The 17,270-nt window shown below is 65.2% G+C and carries 19 protein-coding genes; 16 read left to right on the plus strand and 3 right to left on the minus strand.

From position 1 onward, the window contains the following. Positions 1 to 18 precede the first annotated feature (18 nt). From AC1RHV_RS13900 to AC1RHV_RS13910, 3 genes are read left to right on the plus strand one after another with little or no spacing between them, the layout of a single operon-like run. On the plus strand, positions 19 to 144 hold the full coding sequence (locus AC1RHV_RS13900) for a cytochrome oxidase small assembly protein (RefSeq protein ID WP_013390977.1): 126 nt from the start codon (positions 19 to 21) through the stop codon (positions 142 to 144). Positions 145 to 153: 9 nt separating this feature from the next. After that, on the plus strand, positions 154 to 378 hold the full coding sequence (locus AC1RHV_RS13905; protein ID WP_013390978.1) for a DUF2970 domain-containing protein: 225 nt from the start codon (positions 154 to 156) through the stop codon (positions 376 to 378). A gap of 38 nt (positions 379 to 416) precedes the next feature. Then, entirely contained in the window at positions 417 to 1,292 is an 876-nt protein-coding gene (locus AC1RHV_RS13910) for a cytochrome c oxidase subunit 3 (protein ID WP_042795688.1), read from the plus strand. Positions 1,293 to 1,393: 101 nt separating this feature from the next. Here the strand turns inward: AC1RHV_RS13910 and AC1RHV_RS13915 are convergent, their stop codons facing one another. After that, positions 1,394 to 1,594 carry a twin transmembrane helix small protein gene (locus tag AC1RHV_RS13915; RefSeq protein ID WP_006224570.1) on the minus strand — a complete coding sequence of 67 codons (201 nt, stop codon included), beginning with the start codon at positions 1,592 to 1,594 and terminating at the stop codon, positions 1,394 to 1,396. 39 nt (positions 1,595 to 1,633) lie between these two features. Between AC1RHV_RS13915 and AC1RHV_RS13920 the strand changes: the two genes are divergently transcribed. The 5 genes from AC1RHV_RS13920 (at position 1,634) to AC1RHV_RS13940 (ending at position 5,748) form a co-directional block, all read left to right on the plus strand. Next, positions 1,634 to 2,440, plus strand: coding sequence for an SURF1 family protein (locus AC1RHV_RS13920; RefSeq protein WP_054455446.1), 807 nt, complete (start codon positions 1,634 to 1,636; stop codon positions 2,438 to 2,440). Positions 2,441 to 2,530: 90 nt separating this feature from the next. Further along, on the plus strand, positions 2,531 to 3,112 hold the full coding sequence (locus AC1RHV_RS13925) for an SCO family protein (protein ID WP_054455444.1): 582 nt from the start codon (positions 2,531 to 2,533) through the stop codon (positions 3,110 to 3,112). A gap of 71 nt (positions 3,113 to 3,183) precedes the next feature. Next, positions 3,184 to 4,218, plus strand: coding sequence for a COX15/CtaA family protein (locus tag AC1RHV_RS13930; RefSeq protein WP_054455925.1), 1,035 nt, complete (start codon positions 3,184 to 3,186; stop codon positions 4,216 to 4,218). A 13-nt stretch (positions 4,219 to 4,231) separates the two neighbouring features. Continuing rightward, entirely contained in the window at positions 4,232 to 5,125 is an 894-nt protein-coding gene (gene cyoE, locus AC1RHV_RS13935) for a heme o synthase (RefSeq protein WP_492301099.1), read from the plus strand. Between the two features lie 17 nt (positions 5,126 to 5,142). Further along, on the plus strand, positions 5,143 to 5,748 hold the full coding sequence (locus AC1RHV_RS13940; protein ID WP_119449869.1) for an SCO family protein: 606 nt from the start codon (positions 5,143 to 5,145) through the stop codon (positions 5,746 to 5,748). An 18-nt stretch (positions 5,749 to 5,766) separates the two neighbouring features. Here AC1RHV_RS13940 and AC1RHV_RS13945 read toward each other — a convergent pair whose 3' ends face one another. Beyond that, entirely contained in the window at positions 5,767 to 5,985 is a 219-nt protein-coding gene (locus tag AC1RHV_RS13945; RefSeq protein WP_054455439.1) for a DUF3717 domain-containing protein, read from the minus strand. A gap of 131 nt (positions 5,986 to 6,116) precedes the next feature. Between AC1RHV_RS13945 and AC1RHV_RS13950 the strand changes: the two genes are divergently transcribed. The 6 genes from AC1RHV_RS13950 to AC1RHV_RS13975 all read left to right on the plus strand — a co-directional run bounded on the left by AC1RHV_RS13950 (position 6,117) and on the right by AC1RHV_RS13975 (position 12,933). Further along, positions 6,117 to 6,794 carry a glycine zipper 2TM domain-containing protein gene (locus AC1RHV_RS13950; protein ID WP_492301100.1) on the plus strand — a complete coding sequence of 226 codons (678 nt, stop codon included), beginning with the start codon at positions 6,117 to 6,119 and terminating at the stop codon, positions 6,792 to 6,794. Between the two features lie 40 nt (positions 6,795 to 6,834). Further along, positions 6,835 to 7,596 (plus strand): PhaM family polyhydroxyalkanoate granule multifunctional regulatory protein, encoded by a 762-nt coding sequence (locus AC1RHV_RS13955; RefSeq protein ID WP_175212841.1) that lies wholly within the window; start codon positions 6,835 to 6,837, stop codon positions 7,594 to 7,596. A 75-nt stretch (positions 7,597 to 7,671) separates the two neighbouring features. Then, positions 7,672 to 9,045, plus strand: a complete 1,374-nt coding sequence (glmU, locus tag AC1RHV_RS13960) for a bifunctional UDP-N-acetylglucosamine diphosphorylase/glucosamine-1-phosphate N-acetyltransferase GlmU (protein ID WP_175161978.1) — start codon at positions 7,672 to 7,674, stop codon at positions 9,043 to 9,045. Next, positions 9,018 to 10,430 carry an MFS transporter gene (locus tag AC1RHV_RS13965; RefSeq protein WP_119449872.1) on the plus strand — a complete coding sequence of 471 codons (1,413 nt, stop codon included), beginning with the start codon at positions 9,018 to 9,020 and terminating at the stop codon, positions 10,428 to 10,430. Before glmU ends, AC1RHV_RS13965 begins: the two co-directional genes overlap by 28 nt. Positions 10,431 to 10,555: 125 nt before the next feature. Then, complete coding sequence (locus tag AC1RHV_RS13970) at positions 10,556 to 11,878, plus strand: UDP-glucose dehydrogenase family protein (RefSeq protein ID WP_054455429.1); 1,323 nt, start codon at positions 10,556 to 10,558, stop codon at positions 11,876 to 11,878. Next, positions 11,875 to 12,933, plus strand: coding sequence for a glycosyltransferase family 4 protein (locus AC1RHV_RS13975; RefSeq protein WP_054455428.1), 1,059 nt, complete (start codon positions 11,875 to 11,877; stop codon positions 12,931 to 12,933). Before AC1RHV_RS13970 ends, AC1RHV_RS13975 begins: the two co-directional genes overlap by 4 nt. 11 nt (positions 12,934 to 12,944) lie before the next feature. Here the strand turns inward: AC1RHV_RS13975 and AC1RHV_RS13980 are convergent, their stop codons facing one another. Then, positions 12,945 to 13,433, minus strand: coding sequence for an Lrp/AsnC family transcriptional regulator (locus AC1RHV_RS13980; RefSeq protein WP_119449873.1), 489 nt, complete (start codon positions 13,431 to 13,433; stop codon positions 12,945 to 12,947). 152 nt (positions 13,434 to 13,585) lie between these two features. Here AC1RHV_RS13980 and glmS point away from each other — a divergent pair, with 152 nt between their 5' ends. After that, entirely contained in the window at positions 13,586 to 15,418 is a 1,833-nt protein-coding gene (gene glmS, locus AC1RHV_RS13985; RefSeq protein WP_054455423.1) for a glutamine--fructose-6-phosphate transaminase (isomerizing), read from the plus strand. Between the two features lie 589 nt (positions 15,419 to 16,007). Beyond that, positions 16,008 to 17,267, plus strand: coding sequence for a nucleotide sugar dehydrogenase (locus tag AC1RHV_RS13990; protein WP_119449874.1), 1,260 nt, complete (start codon positions 16,008 to 16,010; stop codon positions 17,265 to 17,267). Positions 17,268 to 17,270: the final 3 nt, after the last annotated feature.

Below are 17,270 nucleotides of genomic sequence, written 5' to 3' on the forward strand. Positions count from 1 at the left end.
GTTTCAGGTAGCACAGCAATGACACCCGAGCAGCGCCGCCGCAACAAGATCGCAGGTCTGGTCCTGCTGGCATTCGTCATTGCCGTGTTTGCCTGGACCGTGCTGCGCGGCTCGGCCCTGCTGTCGGGCGTCGCTGTCAGTTAGGCGCGGGCCATGAGCGACGACCTGCGCGAAACCTCCCAGCGCAAGCTGAGTTTCCTTCAGACGATGAAGGCGGTGGCGTGGGGGTTCTTCGGCGTGCGCAAGGGGGCGGGCCATCGGGAAGACGTCGCCAAGCTCAACCCGGTCCATGTGATCGTGGCGGGGCTGCTGGCAGCGGCTATCTTCGTTACTGTGCTGGTATTAATTGTGCGTTGGGCCGTTTCCAGCCTGACTTGAATCACTTAATTCTATAAATCTGTACCAGGGAGAAAGCCATGAGTGCAAGCCACTCGGTTCAAGGTAAAGAGGCACCGTATTACTTCGTGCCCGCCGACTCGGGTCATCCCGTGCGTACGGCTGTGGCGCTGCTGTTCATGGGCCTGAGCGCCGCGGCCTGGATCAACGGCGTCAGCTGGGCCAAATGGACCCTGCTGGCGGGCTTCATCGGTTTGATCGTGGTGTTGTACTACTGGTTTGGCGACGCCATCCACGAATCCGAGATCGGCCTGAACAGCAAGCGCATCGACGGTTCCTACCGTTGGGGCATGAGCTGGTTCATCTTCTCGGAAGTCATGTTCTTCGCGGCGTTCTTCGGCGCCCTCTGGTACACGCGCACCATCACCACGCCGTGGCTGGGCGACATGGACCACCGCCTGATGCTGTGGCCCGACTTCCAGGCCGTGTGGCCGAACTTCGGTCCTGCGGGCGTGGTCGAGCACTTCCAGACCGTCGGTCCGTTCTGGCTGCCCACCATCAACACGGCGCTGCTGCTGAGCTCCGGCGTCACGCTGACCATTGCCCACCATGCGCTGCGCGAAAACCATCGCGGCAAGACCATCTTCTGGCTGCTGGCCACCGTGGTCCTGGGCTTCGTCTTCGTGGCCTGTCAGGCTTACGAATACCACCACGCCTATACCGAACTGAACCTGAAGTTCAATTCGGGCGCCTACGGGTCGCTGTTCTACATGCTGACGGGCTTCCACGGCTTCCACGTGCTGCTGGGCGCCACCATGCTGACGGTCATTCTGATCCGCCTGATCCGCGGGCATTTCACGGCCGACCATCACTTCGGTTTCGAAGGCGCCGCCTGGTACTGGCACTTCGTGGACGTGGTGTGGCTGGGCCTGTACCTGTTCGTGTACTGGTTCTGATCGTTACGCGGAACCAATGAAGCGCGCCAGTTCTTGTGCGAGAACTGGCGCGTTTTACTCATCTGCGATCGTGCACTTGCGGGAACCCGCGGCCCGTATGCCTATCTAAGGCCTGTGCTTTCGATCCAGCCCATGTGATGGGCGAACAGCACGAACAGGAACAGGGCCACCGATAATCCGATGCGCACCGTCAGCGCGTTGACCGTTCGGCTGGTGGTTCCCTTGTCCCGCATCAGGTAGACCAGGGCCGATGCCAGGCTGGCCAGAATCCCGATAAAGGCCAGGACGACGAAAACGCGCATGGTGGTCTCCGGACGAATCAGAGTAGTTATTGTAGAAATATGGCCCGACCGCATTCAACCCGATACACGGTAGCCGCCTTGCTGTTGCTGGGTGCCGCCGTGGTCATCCTGGCATCGCTGGGGCAATGGCAATTGCGCCGCGGCGATGAGCGACGCGCCATTCTGGCCGCTATCGAAGCGGGCCGCAAGCAAGCGCCGCTGCCCTTGAGCCCGGCTACCGACCCCGCCGATATGACTGCCTGGCGTTCGGCCCAGGCTACCGGGGTCTGGCTGCCGCAATTCAGTGTACTGCTGGACAACCGCAACCATGACGGCAAGCCCGGCTATTGGCTGGCCACGCCGCTGCTGCTGGACGCCGATGCGCGCCGCGCCGTACTGGTGCTGCGCGGCTGGATTCCGCGCGTCATGGGGGTTCAGGGCCAGGGCCCCTCGCAGCCGCCGCTGCCCGTCACGCCCGAAGGGCCGCAGACGGTGACGGGCGAGCTGTCGCCTCGCGTGCCGCGTCTGTTCGAGATCTGGTCGCTGGGAGGGTCGGAGCAGTCCGCCTTGCCGGCCTCGCTGCCCGTGGCGGGCGGCGTCTTGCCGCAGGTGCAGAACCTGCCGCTGGACGCATACGCCAAATCCACCGGCCTGGCCCTGCTGCCCACGGTGCTGTCGCAGGCCGCGGGCAACGCGGACGATGGCCTGGTGCGCGACTGGCCGCAGCCGTCCGTGGACTTTCAGCAGAACACGTCCTATGCCGTACAGTGGTTTGCTTTTGCCTCGATTGCCGCCGTCGCATGGCTGGTGGTGCTGGGGGGCGCCATCCGGCGCATGCGGCGCGCGCAGAACGCGCCGGGCGCCTGACCGGGACGCCGACTCTTAACCCGCAAGACGACAGGATACACAGTGGCTCGCGACCTTTCCTCTACCAAGCCCGCACGCAAGCGCTCCCTGATGCCGATGCTGCTGGTGTTCCTGTGCTCGCTCGCACCCATCGTCGCGGCGGTCGTGGTCTACATGAATCCGCAATGGTGGCCCGATGAGTCCAGCAATTACGGCGCGCTCCTGAATCCGCAGCGGCCCATGCCCGCGGCCGCGGAGTTGCGCCTGACCACGCTGGACGGCCAGCCCTTCGACCTGCAGAGCCTGAAGGGCAAATGGTTGCTGGTGGCCGCCGATGGCGGCGCCTGCCCGGAAAGCTGCGCCCGCAAGCTCTTCATCGCGCGCAACAGCCATGCCAGCCAGGGCAAGAACGTTGACCGGCTGGCGCGCGTCTGGTTCATCACCGACGATGCGCCCGTGCCGGACAAGGTGCTGGAAGCCTACAAAGGCACGGTCATGGTGCGCGCCAATCCAGACCAATTGGCGCGGTTCCTGCTGGCGCGCGATACTGCGGCGGGCCAGCCCGGGCTGGAGGCGCCGATCTGGGTGATCGACCCGCTGGGCAACCTGATGATGCAGTACCCTGCCGAGGCCGATGGCGTGAAGGTGCGCAAGGACATCAGCAAGCTGGTCTACAGCTCGAGAATAGGCTGAGCCTCGGGCTGGCATGGTTTCAATGCGTCGCGCGCATCGCGCGCGGCGTTGCAGATTGGATGTTTATGGAAATCGAACGCATCAAAGCGCGTTATCGCAAGCTTGTTTTCTTTACCTGGTTCCTGACGCTGGACCTCATCATGTTCGGCGCTTTCGTGCGGTTGACGGATTCCGGCCTGGGTTGCCCCGATTGGCCCGGCTGCTACGGCAGCGTGACGCCGCTGGGCGCGATGGGCGACATCCACGAGGCATCGCAGGCCATGCCTTTCGGCCCGGTCACCTTGTCCAAGGCCTGGATCGAAATGATCCACCGCTATGTCGGCACCATCCTGGGCATGCTGATCATCGGCATCGTCTACATGGCGTGGCGTTACCGCGGCCAGCTGGGCCGTTCGCCCAAGTTGGCCGTCGTGACGCTGATTGCGGTTTGCGTGCAGGGCGCGTTCGGCGCCTGGACCGTGACCCACAAGCTGATGCCCGTTGTCGTGACCGCGCACCTGGTGTTCGGCCTGTCGGTGCTGGCGCTGATGACCTGGCTGTCGGCGCGCGAGCGTCCGCACCTGGCCGTGGCGGCTGCGGCCGCACGCTGGAAACCCTGGGTGGCCGGGGGGTTTGCGCTGCTGCTGGTGCAGGTGACCCTGGGCGGTTGGGTCAGCACCAATTACGCCGCGCTGGCCTGCATGGATTTCCCCATGTGCCACGGAGCCTGGGTGCCGGAAATGGATTTCCATGGCGGCTATTCGATCATCCGGGCCTTGGGCGAATTGCCATCGGGCGAGATGATTTCCCAGCCGGCGCTGACCGCGATCCACTGGGTCCACCGCAATTTTGCCTTCGTGGTGTTCCTGTACCTGGGCATACTGGCCTGGCGCCTGCGCGCCGAGCCCGGCTTGCGCGGACCGGCCACGCTGATGCTGGCGCTGCTGGGCGCGCAGCTGCTGACCGGCTTGACCACGATCTTTTTCCAGTGGCCGCTGTTGATCGCGGTGCTGCACAATGGAGGCGCCGCCGGCCTGACCCTGGCCGCGGTGGTGTTGATGGTGCGTTTGTCCACAGCTGGACGTGCGCCCGCCGGGGGCTACGGCCCCAATTCGGTGCGCGTTTAAAATAGGGCCCACTATGACCAGTATTGCCGCTCCCCAGCCCGGATTGTTCCGCCAGTATTTCGTCCTCACCAAGCCGCGTGTGACGCAGTTGGCGGTGTTTTGCGCCGTGATCGGCATGTTCCTGGCGGCGCCCGGCATTCCGGACATGCGCCGCGTGCTGTTCGGCACCCTGGGCATCTGGCTGCTGGCCGCGGCCGCTTTCGCCATCAATTGCCTGATCGAACAGGAAATCGACGCCCGCATGCTGCGTACCGCGCGCCGCGGCACGGCGCGCGGCACGATTTCGGCTTTCCAGGTGCTGAGCATGTCCGGCCTGCTGGGCGGCGCCGGCATGTTCGTGCTGTATCACCTGGTCAACCCGCTGACCATGTGGCTGACCTTCGCCACCTTCGTGGGTTACGCCGTCATCTATACCGTCATCCTGAAGCCGCGTACGCCGCAGAACATCGTCATCGGCGGCCTGTCGGGCGCCATGCCGCCCGCGCTCGGTTGGGCGACCGTGGCGGATTCGGTGCCGGCCGAGGCCTGGATCCTGGTGCTGATCATCTTCATCTGGACGCCGCCGCACTTCTGGGCGCTGGCGCTTTACCGCAACCACGATTACGCCAAGGCCGGGCTGCCGATGCTGCCGGTCACGCACGGCAACCAGTTCACGCGCCTGCACATCCTCTTGTACAGCGTTGCGCTGGTCGCCACCACGCTGTTGCCCTATGCCATCCGCATGAGCGGCGAACTCTACCTGGTTGCCGCGCTGGTGCTGGGCGGCATGTTCGTCTCCTATGCATGGCGGCTCTATCGCGCCTACAGCGACGAGCTGGCGCGCAGCATGTTCCGTTTTTCCATTCTCTACCTGGCGCTGCTGTTCGGCGCCCTGCTGGTGGACCACTGGGTCGGCCTGCTGCGCTGATCCCCTGGAGGTTGTCGATGTCCGTGTTTTCCACCAGCCGCCGGCTGGTCCTGCGCCTGGGCGCAGCCGCTGCTTTCACCGCCGCCCTGGCCGCCTGCGGCGACAGCGCGCCCGTATTCAAGGGCAGCGACATCAGCGGCACCCAATTGGGTCGCGGCATGGAGCTGGTCGATTACAACGGCAAGACGCGCCAGCTGTCCGATTTCGCCGGCAAGGTGGTGGTCGTGTTCTTTGGCTTCACGCAGTGTCCGGACGTGTGCCCGACCTCGCTGGCCGAGCTGACCGAAGTCATGAAGAAGCTGGGGCCGGACGCCGACCGCGTCCAGGTGCTGCTGATTTCGGTGGATCCCGAGCGCGATACGCCCGAGGTCCTCAAACAGTACGTCACCGCCTTCGATCCGCGCTTCCTGGGGCTGACCGGCACGCCGGACCAGGTAAAGAAGGCCGCCGCATCCTTCAAGGCCTATTACGCCAAGGCGCCGACCAAGGACGGCAGCTACACCATGGACCACACGGCCGCGTTCTACCTGCTGGACGGCAAGGGCGAATCGCGCGTGCTGGCCAACAACAACATCGGGGTGGAAGCCCTGACGCAGGATATCAAGGCCCTGCTCAAGGGCTGATCAGGCGGCCGTGCTGGCTTACTTGCCGGCGGCGGCCCAGCCGGCAAGCGCGGCGCGGGCCGGCTCGCTCAGTTCTGCGGCAGGGATCTCGCGCCGGTGCGCCATGATCATGAGCGCGTAAGGGGTGGCCAGCGCGGCAGCCTCGGGACACAGGCGGGATTCGTCGCCCACCGACGGCGAAATATTGCGCCAGTAGTTGATGGCCTGTTCGAGCTGGGGCAGGGTAATGGGATCCATCCGCCTATTGTCCACGAATGGGAATGGCTGTCCACCGGCCCGCGTCCTGCAAAGAAGCGTCACCATCGCAACACGCCGAAACCGTGCCTGGGTGCTATACCACTGCCGGTTAGTAACGATGGAGCATCGTCATGAATACATCCGCCAAAATTGAATCTGCGCGCCGCGCCATCCATCCCCTGGTCGCTGCCGCGGCGATCGCCGTCATCGTCATGTGTACGGTGGGCGTGGCCGCCGTGATGGGCTGGCTGCCCTCGCCTTCGGCCAACCCGCATGCCGACGAACCCGTGGTCGAGGCCGGTCCCGAAGACGCCAACCTGGCGCCCGCGCCGCAGGCCGCCGTGCCGCCCGCGCCCGCGCAAGGGGCGCAGGCGTCCGCTGCGCCGCGTCCCCAGGCTCAGGCCCAGGCGCCGGCTCCCGCCCAGCGCCCCGCGCCCCAATCGCCAGCGCCGCAAGCCTGCGCCACCTGCGGCGTGGTGGAATCGGTCCGACAAGTGCAGGTACCCGTCAAGGACAATAGCGACCACCTCATCGGCACCATCGGCGGCGGCGTGGTCGGCGGCGTCGTGGGCAACCAGTTCGGCGGCGGCAGCGGCAAGACGGCCCTGACCGTGCTGGGCGCGGTGGGCGGCGCTTTGGCAGGCCGTGAAGTTGAGCGTAATATCAGACAGCAACAAACGGTGACGCACTATGAACTCACGGTGCGCATGAATGACGGCAGCACGCGCCAATTCCGCAGCGCGCAGCCGTTCGCTTTTGCGTCGGGCGATCATGTGCGCGTGGAGAACAATCAGCTGCTGCGCGGATGATCCCGCCTGCCGGCGACATCTGTCTTAGGGGAGACCAGGAATGAGCGACCAACACACGAACCCGTTCGTTCTGCCCGGCATGGGCCAGCATTCCGACCTGTCGGGCAACCCGCTCCTGGCCAGCATGGAAATGATGCGCCAGGCCTGGGCGGGCCTGACCGGACCTGGAGGCCTGGCCAGCAGCCTGCCCATGGCTCCCCCGATGAACCTGGAAGACCTGGACCGCCGCATCGCGGAACTCCGCTCCGTGGAAAACTGGCTGCGCATGAACCTGTCCATGCTGTCCAGCACGATCCAGGGCATGGAAGTCCAACGCTCCACCATCAGCACGCTGCGCGCCTTCGTGGACAGCGCCGCCAATCTGGACATGGGCGCCTTCCAGGACAGCGGCGCGGCTTCGCCGCTGGAAGTCGTGCTGGGCTTGAAGCCCGGCCCCAAGTCCGCGGCCAAGGCGACGGCCTCCAGCCCTGCCGCCGAAAGCGGCAAGGCCAAGGGCGAAGAGCCCGCAGGGCAGCAGCAATCCGCCGCGCCGGGCATGAGCGAACAAATGGGCGCCGCGGCGCAATCCGCTTCCAAGGCCTGGTGGGACCTGCTGCAGCAGCAGTTCAACCAGATCGCCGCTGCCACTGCGGCTTCCATGCCGGCGGCACCTGCAGCTCCTGGCGCCGATGCCGCGGCCAAACCCAAGCCGGGCGAATCCAAGGCCGCGGCCGCGCCCGCAGCCAAGGCGTCCAAACCGGCGGCCCGCAAGTCCGCCGCGCCCCGCAAGGCCGCCAAGAAAACCGGACCGGACGCCAACTAGCGTCGGTCCTCTCTTTAAATCGTCGGGCGAGACGGCCGCAAGGCCTCTCGACCGCCACTCAACATACTGGAACCTATGCTTAACGTAGTAATTCTTGCCGCCGGACTGGGTAAACGCATGCAGTCCGATCTCCCCAAAGTTCTGCACACGCTGGCTGGCAAGCCGATGCTGGGCCACGTGCTGGACAGCGCGCGCCAACTGAAGCCGGCGCGCATCATCGTTGTGGTCGGCCACGGTGCGGACCGCGTCAAACAGGCCTACGAAGGCCAGGCGGACCTGCACTTCGTGTTGCAGCAGCCGCAGCAAGGCACCGGCCACGCCGTGCAGCAGGCCGTGCCGCTGCTGCTTGAAGGCGATGGCAAGGACGACGTGACCCTGGTGCTGTACGGCGACGTGCCGCTGGTGCAGCCCGAGACCCTGCAGCGCCTGTTGGACGCGCGCGGCACTGGCGCCGCCGTGCTGACCGAGGTGCTGGCGGATTCCACCGGCTACGGCCGCATCGTGCGCGACGCCAGCGGCAACGTGTGCCGCATCGTTGAACACAAGGACGCCTCGGACTCCGAGCGCGAGATCAAGGAAGTGAACACCGGCATCCTCAGCGCGCCGACCGCGAAGCTGAAGGACTGGCTGTCCCGCATCGACAACAACAACGCCCAGGGCGAGTACTACCTGACCGACGTGGTCGGCCTGGCGGTGGTCGACGGCGTGCCGGTGGGCGCGGCCCAGCCCGGTGCGTCCTGGGAAACGCTGGGCGTGAACAGCCGCGTGCAGCAGGCCGAACTGGAGCGCCGCTGGCAGGCCGAGCAGGCTCGCCGCCAGCTGGAAGCCGGCGTCACGCTGGCCGACCCCGCGCGCTTTGACGTGCGCGGCTCGCTCACCTGCGGACGCGACGTGTTCATCGACGTGGGCTGCGTGTTCGAAGGCCAGGTGTCGCTGGCCGACGGCGTGCGCGTGGGCCCGCACTGCGTGCTGCGCGACGTCAGCGTTGGCCCGGGCACGCACATCGAGGCCTATAGCCATCTGCAGCAGGCGCAGGTCGGCCGCGATGCGCGCGTCGGCCCCTACGCCCGTCTGCGTCCGGGCGCCGAACTCGGCGACCGCAGCCACGTCGGCAACTTCGTCGAGATCAAGAAGAGCGTGCTGGGCGAGGACAGCAAGGCCAACCACCTGGCCTACATCGGCGACGCCGACATCGGCGCGCGCGTGAACGTGGGCGCGGGCACCATCACCTGCAACTATGACGGCGTGAACAAGCACCGCACCGTCATCGAGGACGACGCCTTCATCGGCTCGGACACGCAACTGGTGGCGCCGGTGCGCGTCGGCCGCGGCGCCACGCTGGGCGCAGGCACCACCCTGACCCGCGACGCGCCGGCCGAGAAACTGACGGTGTCGCGCGCCAAGCAGGTCACCGTCGACGGATGGCAGCGCCCGGTCAAGAAATCGTGACGGGGCAGAGCGGAGAGGCGCCGGCCAACGGCGCCAAGCCCGCGCCGCCCGACGGCCTGCCGACGCCGCGCCGTTACTGGGCGGCGGCCACCGTGATGACAGGCATCAGCCTGTCGGTTCTGGATACCACCATCGCCAACGTGGCGCTGCCCACGATCGCCGTCGACCTCAACGCGTCGCCTGCCCAGGCGGTCTGGATCGTGAACGCCTACAACCTGGCGGTGGTGATGATGCTGCTGCCCTTGTCGGCGCTGGCCGAGCGCATCGGCTTTCGCCGCATGTTCACCTTCGGCCTGATGCTGTTCACCCTGGCCTCGCTGGGCTGCGCCCTGGCCGGCACGCTGTGGCAGCTGACCGCGGCGCGGGTGTTCCAGGGCATAGGCGCGGCGTCGCTCATGTGCATGTTCGGCGGACTGGTGCGCAACATCTACCCGTTGAAGCTGCTGGGGCGCGGGATAAGCATCAACGCCACCACCGTGGCCATCATGTCGGTGCTGGGACCGACCATCGGTTCGGCCATCCTGTCGGTGGCGCCCTGGCCCTGGATCTTCGCCGTCAACCTGCCGATCTGCGCGCTGACGATGCTGGGCCTGCGGCATCTGCCGGAAGTACCGCGCAACAACGTGAAGCTGGACTGGATCAGCGCGCTGCTGTGCATGCTGACCCTGGGCGTCTTCATTTCGGGCGTGGACATGATGGGCATGGACCTGCTGCGCGGCATCGGCCTGGTGGCGATCGCCACGGTCATCGGCCTGGTTCTGGTGCGGCGCGTGGGCAAGCAGCCAGCGCCGCTGGTGCCGGTGGATCTGCTGCGCATCCGTCCGCTGGCCTTTGCGGTAGGCGCCTCGGCCTGCACCTTCGCCGCGCAGATGGCGTCCTACGTGTCCCTGCCGTTCTATTTCCAGCAGGTGCTGGGGCGGCCGTATCTGGAGGTGGGCATGCTGATGGGCGCCTGGCCCGTGGGCACCGCCATCATCGCCCCGCTCGCGGGGCGGCTGTCCGACCGCTATTCGGCCGCCACGCTCAGCGGCATGGGCGCGGCGGCGATGGTGGTCGGCATGCTGTGGCTGGCGGCGCTGCCGGCCACGGTGTCGAACTGGCCCATCATCGCGGGCATGTTCGTGGCGGGGATGGGCTTCGGCTTCTTCCAGACGCCCAACAACCGCGCCATGCTGTCGGCCGCGCCCCGTTCGCGTAGCGGCGCGGCGGGCGGCCTGCAGGCCACCACCCGGGTCTTCGGCCAGAGCTTCGGCACGGCGCTGGTCGCGATCGCGTTCAGCATCAGCCTGGCCCATGGCCCTGGCCTGGCGCTGGTGCTGGGGACCATCTGCGCCGGGCTGGCGGTGGTGGTCAATACGGTTCGCTTCAGCAAGTTGCGGCCCTAGGGCGGTCCCGCGAGGCCGCCATTGTGGCGCCGGCGGGCTTGGGCCCCCGGCCGCTTCTATAATGACGGCCGGCGCCGGATTGAGTCATCTGGCGCAACGATTACCTATTTTGAAGGCGTTCAGGCATGAAGATCACGGTCGTGGGTACCGGTTACGTGGGGTTGGTGTCGGGGGCGTGCCTGGCCGACATGGGCAACGACGTCATGTGTCTGGACGTGGACGCGGCGAAGATCGCCCTCTTGCGCCAGGGCGGCATTCCCATCTATGAGCCGGGCCTCGAAGACCTGGTGCGCCGCAACGTGCAGGCGGGCCGCCTGCATTTCACCGACGACGTCGCGCAGAGCGTGGCTTTCGGCGACGTGCAGTTCATCGCCGTCGGCACCCCGCCCGGCGAGGACGGTTCGGCCGACCTGAAATACGTGCTGGCCGCCGCCCAGAACATCGCTCGCCACATGACGTCGCGCAAGCTCATCGTGGACAAGTCCACCGTGCCGGTGGGCACGGCCGACAAGGTGCGCGATGTCGTGGCGCGTGAATTGGCCGCACGCGGCGTGGACATCCCCTTCAGCGTGGCGTCCAACCCCGAGTTCCTGAAGGAAGGCGCCGCCATCAACGACTTCATGAGCCCGGACCGGGTCGTGGTCGGCGCGGACGACGACTACACCATCGGCGTCATGCGTCGCATCTACGAGCCCTTCCAACGCACCCACGACCGCCTGATGGTGATGGACGTGCGTTCGGCCGAGCTGACCAAGTACGCCGCCAACGCCATGCTGGCCACGCGCATTTCCTTCATGAACGAAATGGCGAACCTGGCTGAAGCCCTGGGCGCGGATATCGAACAAGTGCGCCGCGGCATCGGCGCCGACCCGCGCATCGGCTATCACTTCCTGTATCCCGGCGCGGGCTACGGCGGCTCCTGCTTCCCCAAGGACGTGCAGGCGCTGGTCAACACAGCCGCCGAGAACGCCTTGCCCATGCGCGTCATCGAGGCCGCCGAGGCTGCCAACCACGCGCAGAAATTCCGCCTGTCCGAAAAACTGGTGGCGCGTTTCGGCGAAGACCTCAAGGGCCGCAAGATCGCGCTGTGGGGCCTGTCCTTCAAGCCCAACACCGATGACATGCGCGAAGCGCCCAGCCTGACAGTCATCGCCGAACTGACGCGCCGCGGCGCCGAGGTGCGCGCCTATGACCCCGTCGCCATGCACGAGGCCGCGCGCGCGCTGGCCGGCAAGCCCGGCATCAGCTTCGCCACCGACATGTACGACGCGCTGGACGGCGCCGATGCGCTCCTGATCGCGACCGAATGGAAGGTCTTCCGCGCGCCCGACTTCGATCGCGTCAAAGCCCTGCTCAAGACTCCGCTTATCATCGACGGCCGCAATCTCTACACGCCCGCGGACGTGCGCGGCCTGGGCTTCGAGTACTCGGGCATCGGCCGCGCATGAAGATCCTGCAACTGAACTTCGAGAAGGGCTGGCGCGGCGGCGAACGGCAGACGCTGTACTGCATGCGCGCATTCCGCAAGGCTGGCCACGACGTCGAAGTGATGTGCCGCGAAGGCGCGCCCTTGGCCGAGCGCGCGCGCCAGGAGGGCTTCGTGGCCCATACCTGCCGCAACGTGCCGGGGCAGCTGGCCTTCCTGGCCGGCGCCGGCCGCTACGACATAGTTCATGCCCAGACCGCCAACACCATCACCTGGGCGGTCCTCACCAAATGGCTGCACCGCCGGCCGGTGGCGTTTTCCCGCCGCACGTCCTTCGTGGTCAAACCCGGCGACGAATGGAAGACCGGCTTCAAGTGGCGCCACGCCGACCTGTTCGTGGCGATCAGCGAGATGGCCGCCGGCGAGCCGCGCCGCCTGGGGATCGAGCCCGTCATCATCCGCAGCGCCGTCGAGCCGCACCAGATCGACACCGAGAATGTCGCCCAGCTGGTGCGGGAATTCGATCTGGCCGGCAGGAAGGTCATGGCCACGTCGGCCGCGCTGATCCGCGACAAGGACCCGGTCACGCTGGTGCGCGCCGTGGCCGAATTGGCCAAGACGCGCCGCGACTTCGTGTTCCTGCACTTCGGCGCCGGCGGCGACCGCGAGCAGCAGGCCAAGGATGAGGCGCGCAAGCTCGGCATCGAGGACGTCTATCGCTTCGCCGGCTTTCGCAAGGGCGTGGAAGATTTCTACAGCATCCTCGACGTGTTCGTCATGAGCTCCGAGGAAGAGGCCCTGGGCAGCAGCGTGCTGGATGCTTTCCTGCAACGCGTGCCTGTGGTGTCCACCGATGCTGGCGGCCTGAAGGAAAGCCTGGCCGACGGACGCGGCGTGCTGTGCGCCGTGGGTGATTTCCAGGCCATGGCGCAGGGCATGGCGCGCTGCCTGGACGACGCGGCCTTCCGCCAGGAAGTCACCGAGCGCGCCTATGCCTACGTGCGAGACGAGCACGACGTGCAGAAGATGGGCAACCGCTACCTAGCGCAGTTCGAGCGCCTGATCGCCCGCCGCTGATCCGACCTGCCTCAGGTCCGCAGGTCTATCCGGGTCTCGAACTTGGCGCGATGCACCGAGAAGAACGTGCGCACATTGCGCACGTTGGCCTGCGCGGTGAAAGCGCGGTGCACCAGCGCGTGATAGGCCGGCATGTCCTTCACCTGCGCGATCACCACGAAATCCGGCCCGGGCGATACCCGGTAGCACTGCAGCACCGCGGACTCGGCCAGCATGCTTTGCTCGAACGCGTCCAGGCTCTCAGCCGCCTGCACGTCCAGCGTGATCTCGACGATGGCGGTCAGCGTGCTGCCCAGCTTTTCCGCCGCCAGGATGGCCACCTGCCTGTCTATCACCCCTTCATCCACCAGCCGCCGCACCCGCCGCAGGCAGGTCGGAGGCGAGGCATGCACGCGTTGCGCCAGCTCTTGGTTGGTCAGCGAGCTGTCTTCTTGTAACTGTTCAAGAATGCGCCGGTCCAGATCATCCAGCTCTGGCAGGGAAATCTGTGCGTTTTGCATGATTAATTTCAAAAAAATGATCTAGAAGAAATATTATTTAATCACAATCATGTAAGGGAATTAACTTCCATTTTTTACTGCATAAAGAAATCAAATTTCTTGCGGGGACGAGCACAATGCGTCGGTACACGAACTTACCGGAGCACTCTCCTATGTGCGGCATTGTTGGCGCCGTCGCCCAGCGCGACATCACCCCGATCCTCGTTGAAGGCCTCAAGCGCCTTGAGTACCGCGGCTACGACTCCTGCGGCGTCGCCGTCTACGCCGACGGCCATCTGCGCCGCACGCGCAGCACGCAACGCGTGGCCGAATTGGCCGAACAGGTTGCGCAGGACAAGGTCAGCGGCTTCACCGGCATCGCCCACACCCGCTGGGCTACCCACGGCGTGCCGGCCACGCACAATGCCCACCCGCACTTCTCGCGCCTGGGCAACGACGAGCCGCGCATCGCGCTGGTCCACAACGGCATCATCGAGAACCACGACGAACTGCGCGCCGAGCTGCAGGCCGTGGGCTATGTCTTCGAAAGCCAGACCGATACCGAAGTGATCGCGCACCTGGTCAACCACCTGTATGCCGGCGACCTGTTCGAAGCCGTGCAGAACGCCGTGCGCCGCCTGCATGGCGCCTACGCCATCGCCGTGTTCTGCCGCGACGAGCCGCACCGCGTGGTCGGCGCGCGCCAAGGCTCGCCGCTGGTCGTGGGCGTGGGCCAGAACGAGAACTTCCTGGCTTCCGACGCGCTGGCCCTGGCCGGCACCACCGACCAGATCATCTACCTGGAAGACGGCGACGTCGTCGACCTGCAGCTCTCGCGCGTCTGGATCGTGGACGCCAACGGCAAGAACGTGGACCGCGAAGTCCACACCGTGCACGTGCATACCGGCGCGGCCGAACTCGGCCCTTACCGCCACTACATGCAGAAGGAAATCTTCGAGCAGCCGCGCGCTGTCGGCGACACGCTGCAGGACATCGAAGCCATCACGCCCGAACTCTTCGGCGACCAGGCCTACAAGATCTTCAAGGACGTCGATTCCCTGCTGATCCTGGCCTGCGGTACCAGCTACTACGCGGGCCTGACCGCCAAGTACTGGATCGAGTCCATCGCCAAGATCCCCGTGGCCGTGGAAATCGCCAGCGAATACCGCTATCGCGACAGCGTGCCCAACCCGCGCTCGTTGGTGGTCACGATCTCGCAGTCCGGCGAAACCGCCGACACCCTGGCCGCGCTCAAGCATGCGCGCTCGCTGGGCATGGAAAACACGCTGACCATCTGCAACGTGTCCACCAGCGCCATGGTGCGCGAGTGCAAGCTGTCGTACATCACGCGGGCCGGCGTCGAGATCGGCGTGGCTTCCACCAAGGCCTTCACCACCCAGCTCACCGCGCTGTTCCTGCTGACCCTGGCATTGGCCCAGGTGCGCGGCCACCTGACCGAAGAGCAGGAAGCCGAACACCTGAAGGCGCTGCGCCACCTGCCCGTGGCCATCGGCTCGGTGCTGGCCCTGGAGCCCCAGATCATGGCCTGGGCCGACCGCTTCGCCTCCAAGGAAAACGCCCTGTTCCTGGGCCGCGGCATGCACTACCCGATCGCCCTGGAAGGCGCGCTCAAGCTCAAGGAAATCAGCTACATCCACGCCGAAGCCTACCCGGCCGGCGAACTCAAGCACGGCCCGCTGGCCCTGGTGACCGAGCACATGCCCGTGGTCACCATCGCGCCCAAGGACGAACTGCTGGAAAAGCTGAAGTCCAACATGCAGGAAGTGCGCGCGCGCGGCGGCGAGCTGTATGTCTTCGCCGATGCCGACAGCAAGATCCAGAGCGCCGAAGGCATGCACGTGATCCGCATGCCCGAGCACTACGGCAAGCTTTCGCCCATCCTGCACACCATCCCGCTGCAGCTGCTGTCGTACCACACGGCGTGCGCGCGAGGCACGGACGTGGACAAGCCGCGTAATCTGGCCAAGAGCGTGACGGTGGAGTAAACCCGGATCGTCGCTGCCATATCGAGCAAAAAGCCCACCCGCCCGGTGGGCTTTTTGCTTTTTGGGGCGGCGCGTGTGCGAATACTTACTTGTCCGGGGAGCGGGAGTCAGGCTTTGTTATTTCTGAATAATGACTGTAGCCAGGCTGTTTTTGAATATGACATTGCGCCGAGCTATTAATAAATAACCCCGCGCCGCCATTATGTTTTTTCATTTTGGTTAAACCGGACCAACAAAAACCCTTTTATATATTTGCTAACAATCTCGTTGGCCGGCCATGTTGCGGTTTATGTAATGAATGTAATTGTTTGAGGGATTTCCCGGGGTTTATTGCGACGAATCCGACTTACTTGCACAGCAATAAAAATATTTAGAAAGAATTTTGCTGTTTGCCACCTATACGATTCGTTGGCTCGCCGCTTGGTACGCCTAATCAAGTATCGAGCTGTAAATATTCTTAAGCAATACGCCCGCCCGAACCGGGGCAAACATATTCGATTCTGCATCGATTTCGTGCCCCCGGGTGTCAATTTCTAGTGTCTTCGACACGACGAAAACAGTGAGGTCCCCCGTGGTAAAGAGAATCGCAGTGTGTGGCCTTGGATATGTCGGCCTGCCCGTAGCCGTCGCATTTTCCAAGCGCTTTGATGTCATCGGCTTTGACGTGGACAAGCGGAGAATCGCACGGCTGAAAGAGGGTGATGACTGGACCGGCGAGATCGAACGCGACGTGTTGCTTGCCTCCCCGATGCAGTTCACCGACCAGATCTCGGAACTGGAAGGCTGCGATTTCTTCGTCGTGGCCGTACCGACCCCCGTCGACGAAAAGAACAACCCCGATTTTTCGCTGCTGGTGCGCGCCTGCCGCTCGATCGGCCCCGTGCTGCGCCCCGGCTGCATCGTGGTTTTTGAATCCACCGTCCATCCCGGCGCCACCGAGGAAATCTGCGGACCGGAGCTGGAGAAGGTGTCCGGCCTGCGTTGCGGCGTCGATTTCAAGCTGGGCTACAGCCCCGAGCGGATCAATCCGGGCGACCGCGAGCATCCGCTGGAGAAGATCGTCAAGATCGTGTCCGGCCAGGACGAGGAGTCGCTGGAAGTCATTGCCGGCGTGTACGAGAAGATCATCGATGCCGGCGTGCACCGCGCCTCCTCCATCAAGGTCGCCGAGGCGGCGAAGGTGCTGGAGAACACGCAGCGCGACATCAACATCGCGCTGATGAACGAAATGTCGAAGATCTGCGATCTGGTCGGCATCCGCACCTCGGAAGTGCTGGCAGCCGCCGGCACCAAGTGGAACTTCCTGAAGTTTTCGCCTGGTCTCGTGGGCGGTCACTGCATCGGCGTCGATCCGTACTACCTGACGTCCAAGGCGCAGGAGCTGGGCTATCACCCCGAGGTCATCCTGTCGGGCCGTCGCATCAATGACGGCATGGCCAGCCACGTCGCTTCGCGAGTGGTCCAGACCCTGGCCCGCAACGGCCGCCTCAATGCCACGACCCGCGTCGGCATCCTGGGCATGACGTTCAAGGAAAACGTGCCCGACATCCGCAACTCCAAGGTGGTCGATCTTTACAACGCCCTGGGCGCCTACGGCATCACCCCGGTCGCGTGCGACCCGATGGCCGATCGGGAACAGATGGAGCACGAGTACGGCATCAAGCTCGTCGAGCGCGACCAGTTCCGCGACATGGATGTGCTGATCCTGGCGGTGCCGCACCGTGAAACCATGAACACCTTTTGGGACGACCTGCCGACGCTGGTCAAGAGCGACGGCATGGTGTGCGACCTGAAGTCCGTGCTCGACAGCAAACGGCTTCAGTCCGACCTCCTGTACTGGACTCTTTAAGTT

Source organism: Achromobacter sp. GW823-FHT04E03 (assembly GCF_058796095.1).